17 protein-coding genes and 1 pseudogene are annotated in these 16,086 nt (G+C 67.7%); 8 read left to right on the top strand and 10 right to left on the bottom strand.

All coding sequences use genetic code 11. The annotated features are described in order from the left end of the window. Nucleotides 1-89: 89 nt before the first annotated feature. From JOC24_RS33805 to JOC24_RS13560, 3 genes are all read right to left on the bottom strand, one after another. Nucleotides 90-221, bottom strand: a complete 132-nt coding sequence (locus JOC24_RS33805) for a hypothetical protein (protein ID WP_275588510.1) — start codon at nt 219-221, stop codon at nt 90-92. Between the two features lie 393 nt (nt 222-614). Next, entirely contained in the window at nt 615-1,658 is a 1,044-nt protein-coding gene (locus JOC24_RS13555; RefSeq protein ID WP_374104498.1) for an alpha/beta fold hydrolase, read from the bottom strand. 483 nt (nt 1,659-2,141) lie between these two features. Next, nucleotides 2,142-2,294, bottom strand: coding sequence for a hypothetical protein (locus JOC24_RS13560; protein ID WP_205020502.1), 153 nt, complete (start codon nt 2,292-2,294; stop codon nt 2,142-2,144). 435 nt (nt 2,295-2,729) lie between these two features. On the opposite strand from JOC24_RS13560, the gene JOC24_RS13565 reads away from it, so the two are divergent. The 3 genes from JOC24_RS13565 to JOC24_RS13575 all read left to right on the top strand — a co-directional run bounded on the left by JOC24_RS13565 (nt 2,730) and on the right by JOC24_RS13575 (nt 4,233). Beyond that, the gene (locus JOC24_RS13565) at nt 2,730-3,239 is read left to right on the top strand and encodes a hypothetical protein (RefSeq protein WP_239580432.1); all 510 of its coding nucleotides are present in this window, start codon (nt 2,730-2,732) and stop codon (nt 3,237-3,239) included. Further along, nucleotides 3,236-3,424, top strand: coding sequence for a hypothetical protein (locus JOC24_RS13570; RefSeq protein WP_205020503.1), 189 nt, complete (start codon nt 3,236-3,238; stop codon nt 3,422-3,424). Before JOC24_RS13565 ends, JOC24_RS13570 begins: the two co-directional genes overlap by 4 nt. 137 nt (nt 3,425-3,561) lie before the next feature. After that, complete coding sequence (locus JOC24_RS13575; protein WP_205020504.1) at nt 3,562-4,233, top strand: DNA alkylation repair protein; 672 nt, start codon at nt 3,562-3,564, stop codon at nt 4,231-4,233. A 218-nt stretch (nt 4,234-4,451) separates the two neighbouring features. Here JOC24_RS13575 and JOC24_RS13580 read toward each other — a convergent pair whose 3' ends face one another. Beyond that, complete coding sequence (locus JOC24_RS13580; RefSeq protein WP_205020505.1) at nt 4,452-4,931, bottom strand: MarR family winged helix-turn-helix transcriptional regulator; 480 nt, start codon at nt 4,929-4,931, stop codon at nt 4,452-4,454. A 35-nt stretch (nt 4,932-4,966) separates the two neighbouring features. Then, nucleotides 4,967-5,881 (bottom strand): NADP-dependent oxidoreductase, encoded by a 915-nt coding sequence (locus JOC24_RS13585; protein ID WP_205020506.1) that lies wholly within the window; start codon nt 5,879-5,881, stop codon nt 4,967-4,969. Nucleotides 5,882-6,658: 777 nt separating this feature from the next. On the opposite strand from JOC24_RS13585, the gene JOC24_RS13590 reads away from it, so the two are divergent. Then, on the top strand, nt 6,659-7,093 hold the full coding sequence (locus JOC24_RS13590; RefSeq protein ID WP_205020507.1) for a hypothetical protein: 435 nt from the start codon (nt 6,659-6,661) through the stop codon (nt 7,091-7,093). On the opposite strand, the gene JOC24_RS34180 is transcribed toward JOC24_RS13590, so the two are convergent. Together JOC24_RS34180 and JOC24_RS13600 are read right to left on the bottom strand one after the other, a co-directional pair. Further along, nucleotides 7,075-7,569 (bottom strand): transposase, encoded by a 495-nt coding sequence (locus tag JOC24_RS34180; RefSeq protein ID WP_205020508.1) that lies wholly within the window; start codon nt 7,567-7,569, stop codon nt 7,075-7,077. The genes JOC24_RS13590 and JOC24_RS34180 overlap by 19 nt on opposite strands. A gap of 263 nt (nt 7,570-7,832) precedes the next feature. Then, on the bottom strand, nt 7,833-8,123 hold the full coding sequence (locus JOC24_RS13600; protein ID WP_239580434.1) for a hypothetical protein: 291 nt from the start codon (nt 8,121-8,123) through the stop codon (nt 7,833-7,835). 342 nt (nt 8,124-8,465) lie between these two features. On the opposite strand from JOC24_RS13600, the pseudogene JOC24_RS13605 reads away from it, so the two are divergent. From JOC24_RS13605 to JOC24_RS13615, 3 genes and pseudogenes are all read left to right on the top strand, one after another. Then, nucleotides 8,466-8,675 (top strand): annotated as a pseudogene (locus tag JOC24_RS13605) (IS5/IS1182 family transposase); the annotation flags it as partial. Between the two features lie 310 nt (nt 8,676-8,985). After that, complete coding sequence (locus tag JOC24_RS13610; RefSeq protein WP_205020509.1) at nt 8,986-9,516, top strand: hypothetical protein; 531 nt, start codon at nt 8,986-8,988, stop codon at nt 9,514-9,516. A gap of 186 nt (nt 9,517-9,702) precedes the next feature. Beyond that, nucleotides 9,703-9,936 carry a hypothetical protein gene (locus JOC24_RS13615; RefSeq protein WP_205020510.1) on the top strand — a complete coding sequence of 78 codons (234 nt, stop codon included), beginning with the start codon at nt 9,703-9,705 and terminating at the stop codon, nt 9,934-9,936. A gap of 514 nt (nt 9,937-10,450) precedes the next feature. On the opposite strand, the gene JOC24_RS13620 is transcribed toward JOC24_RS13615, so the two are convergent. The 3 genes from JOC24_RS13620 to JOC24_RS13630 all read right to left on the bottom strand — a co-directional run bounded on the left by JOC24_RS13620 (nt 10,451) and on the right by JOC24_RS13630 (nt 13,854). Beyond that, nucleotides 10,451-11,320 (bottom strand): MBL fold metallo-hydrolase, encoded by an 870-nt coding sequence (locus tag JOC24_RS13620; protein WP_205020511.1) that lies wholly within the window; start codon nt 11,318-11,320, stop codon nt 10,451-10,453. Nucleotides 11,321-11,948: 628 nt separating this feature from the next. Beyond that, nucleotides 11,949-12,710 carry an isocitrate lyase/PEP mutase family protein gene (locus tag JOC24_RS13625; protein WP_205020512.1) on the bottom strand — a complete coding sequence of 254 codons (762 nt, stop codon included), beginning with the start codon at nt 12,708-12,710 and terminating at the stop codon, nt 11,949-11,951. Between the two features lie 523 nt (nt 12,711-13,233). Continuing rightward, nucleotides 13,234-13,854, bottom strand: a complete 621-nt coding sequence (locus JOC24_RS13630) for a DUF6461 domain-containing protein (RefSeq protein ID WP_239580435.1) — start codon at nt 13,852-13,854, stop codon at nt 13,234-13,236. A gap of 397 nt (nt 13,855-14,251) precedes the next feature. Between JOC24_RS13630 and JOC24_RS13635 the strand changes: the two genes are divergently transcribed. Further along, entirely contained in the window at nt 14,252-15,760 is a 1,509-nt protein-coding gene (locus tag JOC24_RS13635; protein WP_205020514.1) for a DUF4246 domain-containing protein, read from the top strand. Nucleotides 15,761-16,086: the final 326 nt, after the last annotated feature.

A 16,086-nucleotide genomic window follows, 5' to 3' on the forward strand; every position in this document is an offset into this window, starting at 1 on the left:
TCTTGGCCGCCAGCTTGAAAGACTTCGACGTCCCGATCGCAAGTGCTGCGCCGAGTCAGGCGTCGTTCATCAGCGCCGTCAGCTCGGCGTCAGTGGCCTCGGGCCTGAGCGGTGACGTCCAGGTAGTGCAGCTGGGAGACGCATCGGCCGGTAGCGGCGATGAGGGCGGCAACCCTCGCTGTGCGGATAGCGGCCGCGGCGTTGGAGCCAGCTGGGCGCATCACCGCGAGGCTACACAGCAGCTTGTGGGCCTTCTGGGGCTCCAGCCGGTCGCCGCGCGCTGCTGGGGGCATCTGCAGGCGTAGGGAAAAGACCGGGTGTTCGACGAAGGAGTCACAGGTCTGGATGCCATGCACGGGGCCACCAAGACTGATGGTCGCGTTCATTCCGAGTGGCGGAAGTAGCGAACGTGGGACTCTCACTGTTCTGCTGGCGAGCCCAGGAGAGCGTGTCGCTGTCAGGCGCGCCGTCACGTTCGGGGATGCCGCAGATGCGCCGTACGCTGCGCTCGCCGTCGGCACCTTCTTCGCTGGTTGTGGCGGCGCCCTGAGGACGGCGCGGAGTTGATGTTAGGACTCTGAGCCCCGACGGTTCACGGCCGGGGCTCGGCTGGCCTACGGAGCCGGGCTGATGTCGCCGTTGGTGGCCATGTCGAAGATGCCCTGGGTCTTGCCGTCGACCTTCAGGTGCTTGAGCCAGTGCTTTGAGAGGTTGTGCAGGTTCTTGTGCTGCATCTCCCACACCACCGAATGCCCGGCGCAGTCCAGCTTGACCATCAGCTTGTGGTCGCCCGCGATGGCGTTGTAGAGAGCGGGGACCGAGAAGTTGAGTTCCGGATCTTCGCTGGACGTGTTTACCTGCCTGTCGTGCTCCCCGTACGCGATGAGCGTCGGTACGCTGCCTCCAAGGACGCCGCCCTGCGCCGCAGTGGTCTTGTTCCAGCCCCACCGGACGAAGTTTCTGATGCGGTTGAGCCCTTCACCCACCGTCCCCCACATACTGCCCATCGGATCACTCTGCATGATCGCATCCCACACCACGTGCTCCATCGCGGGTTCGCGCTGGCCCTCGCAGTGCACCTCGTCGCCCCACCCATTCCAGGTTCCCGACTTCGTGCTCACGAACATCGGGAAGCCAGGCCGCGGCAACGGGGCGGGGGCGTTCGACGTGCCGTCGGGCGGGAAGATCGGCGCCAGCAGGAATAGGCTCGACACCTTGCCGGGGTTCTTGACCGCGTACGGCCCCATCGTGAACGCGGCCGCAGACCAGCTGATGAAGGCGACCTTGTCCACCTTGCGCTCGCGGATGATCCACTCCACGACGGCGTTCAGCTCGTCCCGGTCGCTGTTCGAGTTGGTCAGCTGGAACGGATAGTTCGGCGTGCCTGGCGTGAAACCTGGAGGTCTCGGCTTCAGAAGGTACTGCTGGGCGGGGTTGACGTTGCGAGGGTCGTCCATCTTCGGTCGCGGTGACAGCCCCGAGCCCTGGAGGTCCATCATGAAGACGTCGTAACCGGCCTTCGCCAGCGCGTTGGCCCAGCTGTACGACCTGTAGTCGAGATCAAAGCCCGCGAGCACCGGAACGCTCCGGCCGTGGAGCATCAGGACGGCCGTGCGCTCGTCGGGATGGCCGGGCGGCGTGCCGTCGACCTCCCGCACGAAGAGCTTGACCTGATCCCCCGCGTTCGCGCCGGGGACGGTGGACTTGTGAGGGATTGCGTGATCGTGCACGTCGACGGGCATGAGGATCCGTTCTGTGGGTTCGGCCCGGGCGTCGTTGCCCTGCACAGACCACGCTCCTGGCGCGGGCCCGCCTGCGCCACAGCAGAGGGGCCAGCCGCGTGACGTGCACTTTCCTGCTGCAGCTGGTCGCCGGGACCAGTTCGAGAGTCCGCGCGTCGGCAGGTCGCCCGTAGATCTCCGGCCCTTCGCCGTACTGCTCACGATCGGACAAGGGGTACATGATCCGCTGCTAGTCCGGTGACAGCGTCGTCACGTCAAGCCCCTCCCGCCGGACCGGCCCCAGGGGGCACCGTACCGGGCGCCACAGGTTCCGGCTCGGTCGGCCAGGTACCCCGGAAACCTCCACGTTCTTGGGCCCTTTGAGCTCCTTGGGCCCACAGGAATCGGACGGCACCTGGCTCACCGTCTCCCCTTCGCGCTCGCCTGGCGATCCCGCGCGGGTTCGGCCTCCTCCGACTCGGCAACGCGTCGGCCCAGTTCGTCCCGCAGCGACTTCTCCCGCTGCCGGACGGCGAGCTCCCGATCCTCGAGGAACCCCAGCCCGAACGGCATCCGGCACCTCCACCGAAGAGAAGACGCGACACGTCACCCCTATTGCGGAAGAGGCGTGTTCACTTCACACCTGAACAGCGGAGATCCCAACAGCACAGCCGGAAAGACGATCGTCTTCCATGAGAAGCCTTTGTCGTATCGATCTTGGTGAGCATGGGTTCGAACGCGACGGCTCGGTCGGGCGATCTTCGGTCTGTCCGTGCATGAGGACAGGACCTCTGGTGCAACTCGGGGTTGTCGAGACCTTGAGCACACCAGGAGGCCCTGTTGTCGCTGCCCTGTGCCCTCGCACCGGCAGGCGCCAACTCGGCTTCACCTGAGCGTGATTGCCTCGCTCATCGGCTCGGGGATACCGGCGGCCCACCGGACCGGACTCCTCAATGATTCTTCGGGGTCGGCTCCTCGTTGTGGGGCGCTGCCAGGCAGCATGGAACGATGCACTTCGAACAGCCGCTGCCTCGCGAGGTGAAAGTCATCGATTCGGCCTCGCTGTTCAGGTTGGAAGAGCGAGCGTGCGACCTCCGTCTGAATCAGCGGTTGGACCCAACGTGGGTGCAGGCGAATACGGCGCCAGAAGGAACTCACTACCTGTGGCCAGCCTTGTGGAACAGCCTGCCCCACCGCCCAGACGTTCCACGTCAGCTGCGATGCGAGCTGCTGATCACGTTGCGTGCGGGAGACCGCGTGATGAGCCTGCTGGATGTGCTTCCCGACGACTTCACCCCGCTGCCTCGGGTGACCTCACGCGAAGAGGGCATTCAGGTCAGCCAGCTCCTTGACCGTGCTCCTTCGGTCAGGGAATGGCTACTGCGGGAGGACGAGGGATCGGATCGGCTGTGCCAGGCGTCGCCAGTAGATGAGCGCGCATCCCAGGGTGAGGAATGCCTCGTGGACGTTGTCGCGGACCTCCCAGCTGATCCGCAGCCACGGAACTGTGGCAGGTGAGCGAAGGCCCCCTCGGCAACCCGGCGTTGGGCGCCGAGTCCGGAACTGCCGCGTCGCACGATCAGTGGCTTCACGCCGAGCGCGCGGACGAGGCGGCGGTACTCGTCGTAGTCGTAGACACGGTCACCGAGCACGACATCGGGCGGCTCCGGGGCCGGCCGCTTGCCCCGCACGGGCGGCGCTGAGCCCTCGACAACGCCTGAACTCCAGGACGGAATGCTGCCTGCGGAGGTTGTCATCCGGGTCGCCATGAACCGAGTGTCCTCGATGGAGGCCTGCCTGCACCGTAGGGTGCGCCTACAAGAGGACAGGAGAGCGCGAGATGCCCGAGGCAACGGTGGCCGGCGTGCTGGCCGAACTGGCTGAGTTCGAGGACCCGAAGATCCGTGCGGTCAACGAGAAGCACGGTGACGATCACGGCGTGAACCTGGGTGCGCTGCGGTCGCTCGCGAAAAGGCTCAGGGCGAACCAGGATCTAGCCAGCCGGCTCTGGGAGTCGGGTGACTCTGCGGCGCGGCTTCTTGCGCTCCTGATCTGCCGTCCGAAGGCGTTCACGCGCAACGAGCTGGATTCCATGCTGCGCGAGGCGCGCACACCTAAGGTGCACGACTGGCTCATCAGCTATGTCGTCAAGAAGAGCCCGCACGCCGAAGAGTTGCGGCAGGCGTGGTTGGCCGATCCGGACCCCGTGGTCGCCGGCGCCGGCAGGGCTCTGACCACGGCACGTGTGACGACCAAGCCCGAGGGCCTCGACCTGGCGTGCCTGCTGGATGTCATCGAAGCGGACATGAGTGGTGCCCCGGACCGTCTGCAGTGGGCGATGAACCATTGCCTGGCCCAGATCGGGATCAGGCACCCCCCACACCGGGCTCGCGCCCTCGCCATCGGTGAGCGCCTCGGAGTGCTCAAGGACTACCCGACCTCGCCTGGTTGTACATCTCCGTACGCGCCCGTCTGGATCACCGAGATGGTGCGTCGGCAGGAGGAGAGTTGAGTCACCCCCGAGGCATGTTCCGACCGGGGCAGAGCCTGCGGCCGCGTTCCGAGGCGCCGTATCGCTCGCGCCGGCCTGTCGCTGATGGCCCGCCCGCCCCTCCCACCGCTGGAATGCCACCTGATCCGGCAGCCGGACTACGCCCTCGTTGCGGACCTCGAAACCGCCGCCGGCAGGGGCGGCCGGCCTGACAAGCGAGCCCGCCTGGCCGCGCCCGATTAACCGACAGCTGTCTGCCGACTGTGCTCCCTGAGCGACTTCTCGATGATGTGCGCACACGTGGTGAACATCTCGACCTGGTCAGGGGTCAGGTCGCTTGCGGAAATCTGCTCCAGTGTGCGCCACATATCGACGATGGGCTCCTGCAGCGCGCGGCCGGAATCGGTGAGGCTGACCACCATGACCCGCCGGTCGTGGGGAGCGGGCTCCCGGGTCAGCAGTCCGGCCTCCTGCATGCGGCGCAGCGACTTGGAGACGGTGGAGTGGTCCAGGCCCACGCGCTCAAGCAGCTCTGCCTGCGTTTGGCCGTCCTGGTCGAAGAGCTGCATCAGCAGCAGTTCCTGTCCCGGGTGCAGGTTCAGGGCGCGCAGCATGGCGGCGGCATGGCTGCGGTGGGCGCGGGCGAGCTGGAAGACGGCGTAGCTCAACCGCCCGTCACGTGCCGTGTTCGGCAGTTCCGGTGAGGTGGTGTCGGACATGACTGCTTCCTCATCATAGGAGTGGGCGTGGTCGGTCAGTTGACAGTGAGGACGATCTTGCCGCGGCTGTGGCCGGCATCGCTGGCCTGCTGCGCCTTGGCGGCTTCTGCCAGCGGGTAGGTGGCGCTGAGCGTGGTCACCAGTTTGCCGTCGGCGACCTCCTGGGCCAATTCGGCCAGCCTCGCGGCGGAGCGCCGCTGCGGGCCCTCGGCGAAGATGATGCCGAGTTCGCGGGCGCGGAAGTCGGCGGTGGTGACAATCCGGTCAGTGGTGCCACGCAGGATGATGGAGTCCTCCAGTGCACCCTTGCCCGCGGCGTCGAAGACGGCGTCCACCCCTTCGGGGGCGAGCTCGCGAACCCGATGGACCAGGTCGTCCCCGTAGACCAGCGCGGTCGCGCCGAGTGAGGTGAGGTACTCCTGGTTGGCCGGTCCGGCGGTGCCGATGACGCGGGCACCGCGTGCGACGGCGAGCTGTACGGCGATGGTGCCGAGCGCACCGGACGCCCCGTGGATCAGCAGCGCCTCGCCCGAGGTGACGTCGAGCAGGTCCAGCACGCGTTCGGCGCCGTCGCTCGCCACGGGCAGTGCGGCGGCGTTCGTCCACTCCAGGCCGACCGGCTTGGGCGCGAGGACGGCCGCCGGAGCCAGGGCGTACTGGGCGTAGGAGCCGGTGTCGGACCAGCCCAGGACTTCGTCCCCCACCTTCAGGTCGTCGACGCCCTCGCCGACGGCGTCGACCACACCGGCGAGCTCCCCGCCGGGCACGGCGGGGAGCGTGGTGGGGAAGATGGCCTCCATGACACCGGAGCGGATCTTGCCGTCCACCGGGTTGACGCCGACAGCCTGAACACGTACGCGGACCTGGCCGGGACCGGGCTGAGGAATGGCGATCTCCGCCTCGTGCAGAACCTCGGTACCACCGAACGCGTCGAAAACAATGGCCTTCATGACTGCGGTCTCCTCATGCAGGATGCTGCGTCGACCACTTGTGTGGCCAGCCACATAAAAGTAGCATCGATTAAGTGGCTAGCCAAGTAATCGCTTCGAGAGGGTCCCGCAGGCCTGCCGAACCACCGAAGTGCCATGTGGTGGGCCCATGGACCACAAGTACCGTGCAGGGCGCACTCGCTGCCCATGGGAAAATGATCACCGTCTCCGCCGCCTCACGGGCGCTGGAGTGCATCGCAGTCTCATCCAGCGGCACCCGGAGCTGCGTGCGGCCGTCACCGCACGCGCTGCCGCCGAACCACCGCCCGGCACCATCCCGGTCCGAGCGCGAGCAAGCGGTCCCTCGTCGTGGACATCGCGAACCCCACCGACCGCATCCGTCGCCGGGACACTCAGATCCACACCTCGAACGGCGTCTCGGAGGGAGCCGCCCACGGCACACCCGACCTCGTAGACCTCACTGAGATGCGCCGTCCACCGGCAACTACCCACCAGCGTCCTGCTCGGCAAGGCAGCCACATGACGATCCGGTCGAGATGTCGGCGCCGGCATCAGGCCCGGGCCCGCCGCCGTCACTCCACACGGCGCGGCCACTCCGTCTCGGGAGAGGGCGAGCGAACCCGCCCCACACCCGGACCTACCCGCCCCACACCCGGGCCCACCCGGCTACGATCCCCATACTCAAGCCCGTTGACCAGGACGTACACCAAAGTCCGGCTGGAGTAGCAGGACCTGCCCGGCCGATCACAGATGTGGGCCGTCGGGCATGATGCCCGAGTGAGCATCATCGTGAAGTTCTTCGTCGCGCCGGACGACACGTCAGCGCGCCTGGTCCTCCAGGCCCGACCGGGACGGGCATTCGAGTCGCTTTCCCTCGGTAACTTCGATCCCGAAGAGGCGGTGGTCGAGTGGGAATGCCTTCTGGCCGGAGGCAGTTTCGAGGAACTCGTCGAGGCCGGTGAGCCTCGCGTCGTCGCCGGCCAGGACAACGACGGATGCTTCGTCTTCGCGATCTCGCCTGGCCTGTCCACTGCGCTCGCGGACGCCACGCACTCCAGGTTGAGCGATGTCGCCTCCTCGTGGGCACAGTTGCGTGCGGAGGACGGCGAGGCCATCGACGCGGAGATCGCGGACGCGATCGTGGGTGATCTGGCTGCTCTCGTCAGCAGTGCCCGGCACCAGAAGCAGGGCGTCTACTGCTGGGTCGCGTAGTAGTTCATGTTCGAAGCCAGATCGCGACGGCCGCGGCGGTGGCGGTGCCGAGGAAGACGTAGCCACGCTTGTCGTAGCGAGTGTCCACCGCCCGGGACTGCTTCAGGCGGTTGATCGCCCGCTCGACGGTGCTGCGCTTCTCGCAACGGTCCTCGTCGAAGCCGGGCGGGCGGCCACCGCGTCCGCCTTTGCGCAGGCGGTCGGCCCCGCTGTCGGTCTTCTCCGGGATGGCGTGGCGGATCCCCCGTCGTCGCAGGGTGCTCGCGGATCGGACCGTTGCTGTAAGCGCTGTCGGCCACGAGGCTGTCCGGCTTCTTGCGCGGCCTGCCCAGGCCGGATCCGGGCACCCGGATGTTCTCCAGAACCGGCTGGAACTGGGTGCAGTCTGCCCGCCGACCTGGAGTGACGATCAGGGACAGCGGGCGGCGGCGGCCGTCCGTGCCCAGGTGCGGCTTCCTGGTGAACCCGCCGCGCAAGCGACCCAGGCCCTCACCTCATGCTCACCTCCACCAGGCGGGTGACGAGACTCTGCAACGGCGCCTTGTTCTGGTGTTCCATCCCTGCGGCATCCTTTGCCCCGGGGGGCGGAGGCGAGTCGGTACGGGCTCCGACCGCATGCTGATGCGCACGGACGGTAGTGGAGTCGACGAGATATCCGAGTCGATCTCGCCTGCGGCGTCAGCCTCGACCTGGCCCTGCTCTCGAGCACGGAGTAGTCACATGACCGGCCGAATTAGTACTAGATGTCCGCGCAGATCCGGCGGGCTTCTGCCAGATCCTTCTTCACTTCGGCGTCGAAGTCGAAAACCCGGACTTGACGTTGTTGCGCGCGGTTGAGGGCCTCCGAGAGCGGCTTGTAGGCCGGGTCTCCCGCAGCAGCCGCAGCGGACAGAGTGACGGCCCCGCTCCAACGGTTGAGGGCCACCAAGCCCTCGTCACCCTTCGCCGTGTACTTCGACTCGTCGAAGTTGGCGAGAGCGACGCAGGCGCCGCGCGCATCGGCCGCCGGCTTCGTCGCGGGTGTGTCCACGGTGTCGTCCTGTGTGACCGCCCAAGCCGTTCCCACGCCTGCGGCGCCCAACAGAAGCCCGATGACCAGGGATCCCACCAGCGGTGCGGTGCGACGTGGCTCGGCATCCGAGTTCTGGGGATTGGAGGCCACTTGAGACGACGGAGATGGCTGATGCATGGCCCTGACCGTACCGGACCGGCCATGCAGTGCGGGGGGGGCGGCCATGCCTCTTCGCCAGCGAGCGCTTTCAGCGTGGTCGACGACCGAGTGATGTCGGCGGCGTGGGCCGGGGTGCGCAACGGACGGGGCTCCCCTGCCCGTTCAGAGAGGTATTCGCCGTCTCAACTCGGGGGCAGAGGTCTGTCGGTCCCCTGCCTTGTCGCACTCGACCTGCCTCACGCCCTGGTCGAGTGGGTCACGAGGCTCATCGTCACTCTGGAGGGTGACCGGCGGTGCCGGCTACCACCGCGCCAACGGGCGCTCGTGTACCTGTGCCGCCACGACACCTTCCCGAGCATCCCGGCATGCTTCGGCATATCCGTCGGCACCGCCCGTGCCCACGTCACTGCCGGCTGCCTCCGCGCCGGTGGACCGCTCGGCGGCGGCGAAGCCGCTTCTCGTGCCGGCGGCTCCCGGCCGGCGGGTAGGACCGGCCTGTCCGAGAGGAAGTGTCAGAAGGTCCAGACCTCGGGACCGCTTGATGCGGCGGGACCGGCAGCAGATCTTCACCATGTCGCCGCCCCATCGGGATGGTGCGGGTGCTGTGCCGCACCACCCGGCAGCGGCGTCCTGACAGCCTTTGCGCGTGGCGTCGTGTTCCCTGGCGTCACACGGGTGAGTATGTGCGGACCCAGCCCTCTTCCCGCACCGAGGCGATGCGATGCCCGACCGTGCCGACCATGCCCGCCCGAGGGGCGTCGCACCGCCCAAGCGGCACCGCCCGGCGGAGCAGTCGCTGTTCAGCGGCATCTACGGCCTCGTGCTGGCCAGCGCGCTGGTGGCCGCGTTGGACGCGACGAGCGCGACGGCTGACCCCGGTCCGGACGCGCTGTGGGTACTGCTCACCGCGTTGGCGGCGGGCGCCGCCCATGGCTACGCACACGTTATCGCCCAGCGTGCGGCCGCCGATGGGACAGCCCCCCTGAGCAGACTGCGGTTGGTTCTTGCCGAGTGGCCCCTGGTCGCCGCCGTGCTGCCCACGGTGGGGATGCTGCTTGCTGCGGTAGCCGGGTGGTGGACGGAAGCTACGGCCGCGGAGGTAGCCTTGCTGTTCAATACCGCCGCCCTGTTCGGCTGGGGCACCTGGGCCGCCCGCACCGCCGGCCACGGATGGCCGTCCTCGCTGCGGGCGGGAGGCCTGGACATGCTGATCGGTCTGGTGATCATCATCGCGGATGCCCTGATCGAGTAGCCGGGCCGTCGGGTGATGTGTCGGCGGGCAAGATCTCGACACCTCGCGGAGCCGAGCATGCCACTGCGAAGAGCCAGTTGCGTAGAGCGGTCCAGGAAACCGTGCTGGAACAACCGCAGTTCCGTTCGGCCGGCAAGAAGCCTGCGGCCGCGAGGTGAGTGCGGCTTCGGATTGCACGAGGAAAGCGTGCGCTGGGGTGAGGAGCCCGATCACCTCCTCCCCGACCTCGTCGCCGGGCAGGTACTGGACCCCGACGGGGTGACCCTTCTTGCTCCCGAGGACGAACCCTTCAGGGACATCTACAGGCGCACCCTGGGCGTTCTCGAACGGCGGTTCGACCTTTCGCTCTGCCCGTGCTACCTGCAGGAAGCACGACTTCCGGCATATGCGGTTCGCGGCACTCCCGCCATGCGCCTTTGACCACTCCAGGAGCCGGCTGAGCTCACCCGGCCCGTCGACACGCACCATTCGGTCGCCAGCTCACGCGCTCACTCGCCAACTGAAGCACTCAGTCATGGACCCGCGGTTGCCAGTTCCTGGCGGAGCTCTCCCGGCGAGGTGGGCGGCCCGTACCCCCATCGAGATGTCCCCCGTGACGCTACTGGGGCCTGAGGACAGGAACTCACCAGGCGTAGTGCGTGGATACGTTTGCCACCGGCCCTGGTGCTCGATCAGTTCGGCTTTGAAGGAGCCGTTGCGCGCCTCGGCCATCGCAATGTCGTAGCTGTCGGCGACGGAGCCGAGGGACGCGATAGCGTCGGCTTCGACCAGGCGGTCGCCTTGGCGAATGGACACGTATTGCGAGCCGCGGCCGCTGTGATGGATGAGCCCCGGGCCCTTCTTGCCCCCTCGCCCTCGCTGCCACACGGCCATCCGCGAAGCGTCGAGTCTGCATGCCCTCCGGGCCTGCCGCCGTCTCTCGGAACCGCCGCGATCACGCCGAGACGAACGGCTCCGTCAAATGCGGCGTCGCCAAATGCAGCGTACCGGCGGTTTCGCGGCCGAGCATGCGCTCCCTCGAGTGCCTGGCCGCCTCAGGGTCGGCCTCGTGCGCGTAGGCGAGCTCGGGGTTGAGCAGCTGGAGCGCGTGCACCAGGAGGTCGCCGGTGACGAGCGCCATATCGTGCCCGTCGGCGACGAGCACGCTCTGATGTCCAGGCGTGTGACCGGGTGTGGCGACCGCGCGCCCGGCGCGCAGCGGCGTGTCCCCGTCGAGGAGCCGGAGCCGGCCGGCGGCCGCGAGCGGGTCGGTGAGGGTCTCGTGAAGCTGCGGGTTGAGCGTGTCGATGACGTCGAACTCCGCCCGTTGGAGGAGGTATTCGGCGTTCGGGAAAAAAGGTCGTCGGCCGCTGGTCGCGCTGGCGGTCGAAGCGTTGCCGTCCAGCACGCCTGCCGCTGACGGGACGGCCGCCTCCGTCACGACCGCCCAACCCACGTGGTCGGTGTGCAGATGTGTGAGCACCACGGTGTCGACTTCGGCCGGGTCGATGCCCGCGGCGGCGAACGACTCCGGCAGCACACCGGGTACGGGCGCCCAGGAGCCTGCCGGGCTGTCCGCCGGACCGATGCCGGCGTCAACGACGGTGATGCCCTGGTCGGCTCGGATCGCGTATGCGCGGAACTGGAGCCGCCAGCGGCCCTCCGCGTCGACCGCGCCCGGGTCGTAGCGGTCGGCCTCGGCCCACTGTGCGGCCGTGGCCTCGGGGAAGGCTTCGGCGCGCGGCGAGAAGAACGGGCCCTCGCCGTCGGCGAGGGCGATGATCTCGGTCGAACCGATCCGGAGGCGGGGAACGCTGAGGGACATGACCGCGATCCTGCCATGCCTTCACGCGGGTGGTGACTCACCTCATGCCGTGATGATTTCTATGTGTGACGAGGACGGCCCGACCAGGCCCTTGAGCCACTCCCCCGAGAGCCGATATACCGGGCCGGCTTGGAACTCGACCTTTCGGCGGCCTCCCCTCGGCTTTGGAGATCACGGGTCGACGCGTGGAGATGGCCGCCGTCGACGAGACAGGTGGACGATGCGCACCGTCAGTCGCGACCTGTCTGCGTCCACGGCTACGTTTTCGTCCCTGGCTGTACGGGCCGGCGGAGTGGTGGGCGAAGCGGTGTGGCTCGCGTGCCGCAGGTAGGTCGACAGGGGCGGGATCTTCGCCTGGACGTTGTCGACGTTGCGTTCCAGTGCGGTTGGGTGCGCATCGCGAAGGCGCGTCTGAGATCGCGCGGTCGTGGCGGGAGAGGTACGTCGGTGCCGCCTCGGGCGCCATTGGCCTGCTGGGCAGACCGCTGGCCCTCCTGTTCACCGTGGAGCGGTACCTGGCGGTTGAGGCAAACAGCATGCCTTGGCACGCAGGGCGGTTGTAGCGCTGTCGAGTCCGGACAGGCGTAATTCCGCCCGTCCGGGCCTGACAACCTTCCCGGTCAGGACATTAGGGAGCCCAGGGCACGAGCATGTCCTTCATCGCATCCGTCAGCGCGAGTTGCAGCAGGGGGCCATAGGTGATCCGGCCGACGCCGAGGCGGCGGAAGCGCTCGAGATCGTGCTTGACCGGATGGGCTGTGGAGTTGACGGGAACGGCAACGGCGCCGATAACCGCCTCGAGCAGATCGTCGTCGTCCTGAATCCGCACCGGGTAGACACTGTCGGCGCCGGCCTGCTCCAGGGCCCGCAGTCGCTCGATCGCCTCGTCGAGGGCGCCTGAGGCATTCTCAGCGTGCAGGAAGAAGTCGGTGCGCCCGTTGACCCAGACCGGGATCCCCGCATCCTCAGCCGCCGCGCGCAGGCCGGCGATGTAGCTCGCGTGCTCCTGCGTGCTGCGCAGACGTCCGCCCTCCGAGTGGACGGTGTCCTCGATGTTGAGACCGACGCCACCGATCTCGGTGAGTCCCGCGATGAGATCTGCGGGCTCCTGTCCGTACCCGGCCTCCAGGTCCACGGACACGGGGACGTCGACCGCCGCGACGATCGGCCTGACGGCGGCGAGTACCTCCTCGAAGGTCTGCCCCTCGTGGTCGTCGGCCCCCCGCGATTCTGCTAGCGGATGACTGCCGACCGTCAGGGCGGGGAACCCGGCGCCGACTGCCGCCCGCGCGGACCAGACGTCCCAGACGGTCGGCAGCACGAGCGGCTTGTACTCGACGTGCAGTTGCTTGAGGCGTTGAGCGCGCTCAACGGTGGTGCGAAGGTCCATGTCGAGGACGCTATCCCGGATCGCCGCTGAACAACGTGTCGGCTGGGCGCGCCACCCGGTGGCCGAAGGGTGCAGTCCCGATCTCGCCGAACCGGGCATCCCACCAATACTGCCCACGCCACAGGCGGTGGGCATTCAACCGCGACGCCCGGATCCCCCGCATTGCCGCATCACGGGGCCTGCACGTTGCACACAAACGCCTTCGGGTTCAGCTCTCGCGGCGAGACCGCCCCCGGGTCGGCCCGTCCTCGACACCGGCCTGCCCCGCCCTCCCGACGCTACCGGGCCGATGTCAGGACGGCTACGGACTGCCGGGCCGAGGTGCGCTGTGTCGGGGTGCTCGCAAATGTACCTGCCGTGTGCTGGACCGGCCCTCGGCGTCGTAGTCGTCGATGACTTGACCGAACCGCTCCCCCGGCCCGGAGACCCATCCGCCGCGCCACGCAGGTACCAGGCGCACGGGGAACGGCGGCGGAGTGCTGGCGCCGAACCCCTCCTCGACCGTGTGCCGACCCGCGCCGGCTCACGGGGCGGGCGGTCGGCGGATCTCTACGGTGGCGCAGGTGTACGTGGTGTCCTCGAGCAGCGTCGGAGTGATGGCAATGCCTGTCAGGTGCTCTGCCAGTGCGAACGCGGCCGGCGACGAAAGATCGGTCTCCGGAGCGTCCTCGCCGAAGTGGAAGCCGATCCTCTGCATGACGTCGACGAGTTCGTCAGAGGCGGTGCCCCATCGGTCCTCCGGAAACATGGGGTCGAAGCACAGCCGCCGGACCTGGTCCTCTGCCCAGAGGAACATACCGACAGCGTTGATGTTCACGAAGTGGGACACCCAGGTCGCCCCGGCGGAGGCCGGCAGGGCTCGCTCTTCGGTGACTCCGAGGTAGCCGTTGGGCTCGATCAGCAACGTCCAGGCGCCAACGGCCGTCAGAGCCACCAGTTGGCGGTCGCCGCGCTCCAGGTCGTACCGGGCGTAAGCCGCGTCGACGACTGCCGCTATGCCGCGCAAGGGCGTCTCTTCCCGCCCGTCGAGCCGGGACACCACCTCAGCCGGTGTCAGACCTCGCACCAGGGTGAAGCAGTACGCCTCGGCGATGTCTGGAAAGTCGTTCTCGAACCATGCGTAGTCCGCTCCGGTCTTCGGCATGCCACCCATCATGGCTCCCAGGACTGACAGTGGAAGGTCAGGGGTGGGGCAGCGAAGCGGTCGGATGCGGTGTCGGCCGGTGCGGGGAGCGCTCTTCCTCACCCGCTGGAGACCCTCGTCGGAGAGGCTTGCCCGTCCGCACCGGCTCTCTGCGCCACCCCTCGCTCGCTCTCTGCCGGCCCGGCGTCGGTGAACCGCAACCGGGCTCCCGGACCGGAGCGTTCCCCCTCGCCTTCCTCGCCGTCGGACGCACACGAACCGAACGTCGCGCGACAACGTCGGGACCCGGCTCCCGAACCAGCGATGCGGTGGACTGCGGCTGCTGTCTGCGGCTGCGGTGTCGGTCGGCTGAAGTATTCTTCGCGCCACCACACACCGACTCGGAGGACCGAGAGAATTGTCCGGCCTGTCTGCTTTCCCGCTGCCCTTCCGTGCTTCCCGTTCCATATCGTTCGCGTCACCCCGAACGCTGCGGGAACTGCAGATGATGCAGTGCAGCTCACACATTCGGGCGAAGCCGGGGTGGTTCGACAAGATGAACGATGCCGACATCGCCGCCAGGTGGACGCAAGAAGCAGTCGCCCAGGGGCTGAGCGAAGCGCAGGTTCGTTACGTACTCGCCGAACTCGCGCATTACGCCGCGCTGCGGGACGGACGAACCGGCATCGAGGTTTCCGCCGTCGACGGGGTGTGGCATTCGGACACGCTGGTCGACGAGACGCTCAGATCCCGGCTGCGCGACGCGGTCCGGGTTCTGGAACAGGTGCCCGAATCAGAACAGGACTGGCATCCCGGCTCCGACGGCCAGGTACTGGATCTGGTTCACCCCTCACTGTTCTGCCTGGCGAGAGAGGCGAGCGACGCGCCCGAGCGGGCGTGGCTGAACCCTACGGACCGCTACTCGGCATACGAGTTCTCGGAGAAGTTCCAGTGGCTCCCCACGGACGTCGATGTCAGCGCCGACGGCGCTGTCGCCTTCCGTTCGTACGTCAACAACGTGCATCCCGAGACTCATCATGAACTGGCCTCCGTACTGCCGGACCTGTTCGCACGCATGCGCCCTCTGCTGGAGAACGTGCTCACCGATCTGCGCCATCCACGGCCCCCGCGCATCGAGGCCGACCCCTTCGGGTGGTACGACTCGGAGCCGGAATTCCCGGACAAGTCCTCCTACGGTGATGATGCGGCCTACACAGAGGCCCTCCGCACCTGGGAGGAGGCCCAGGACGACTGGTGGGAATCCCGCCGCCCGGTCGTTCCGGACGCCCCGGCCTTCACTCCGCCGAAGCTGCCCGACGCATCCGCCCGAGTCGATCTGCGCGGCCGCAGCCTCCAGGTCATCGTCAAGCTCGCCAGCATCTGTCTCACCCCCGACAAGCCCGAGTACACCGGCGGTTCCTGGCATGTCGAGGGGATGCTGAACGAGCGGATCGTCTCGACCGGCATCTACTACTGGGACAGCGAGAACATCTCCGGGAGTCGGTTGAGCTTCCGGGCGGCACTCGACGACCCGGACTACGAACAGAACGACGACAACGGCCTGCGTGAGGTCTACGGCCTGGAGAACGAAGACGCTCTGAACCAGGCGCCGGGTTCGGCAGCGACCCCAGCCGGCCGCTGCCTGGCGTTCCCGAACATCCTGCAGCACCGTGTCGGATCATTCCGCCTCGCGGACCCCACCCGCCCGGGATCTCGCAAGATTCTCGCGTTCTTCCTGGTCGACCCGTCGGAAAAGATCGTCTCGACGTCCGATGTGCCACCGCAACAACCGTGGTCCGACACCTCGACCATGACGCTTGAACAGGCCAGGAACTTTCGCGAACAACTCATGCGGGAACGCAAGTTCTTCGTCGACGAACACAACGATCAGCTCTACGAACGAGAATTCTCCCTCTGCGAGCATTGACCCCCATCCTGAACGCGCACAGGTCAGAAGGGGGCGGCAGATGAGTCGGGGGCTCTGGTCCGCCGGAGCGGTCACCAGGTTTCCGGGCGCCACGGAGATAGGTCCACAGACACGTGCGAGTCGATGTGATCACGACTGAACTCGTGCTGAGGACAACGCTGTTCGCCGTGATGGCAGTAGGCGGAGACGCGGCGAAGGGATGCCGAGGGAGCCGAGGGATGGTGCGGCGGATCCCGCGGCGGCTTAGGTGGGCGCGGTTCCGGCGGAGGCCGAATGCCTTGTCCGCGCGTACTCGATCCAGGTGGACGCGTGACAGGCCTGACACT

It is taken from the genome of Streptomyces sp. HB132, assembly GCF_016909575.1.
Lineage (GTDB): Bacteria > Actinomycetota > Actinomycetes > Streptomycetales > Streptomycetaceae > Streptomyces.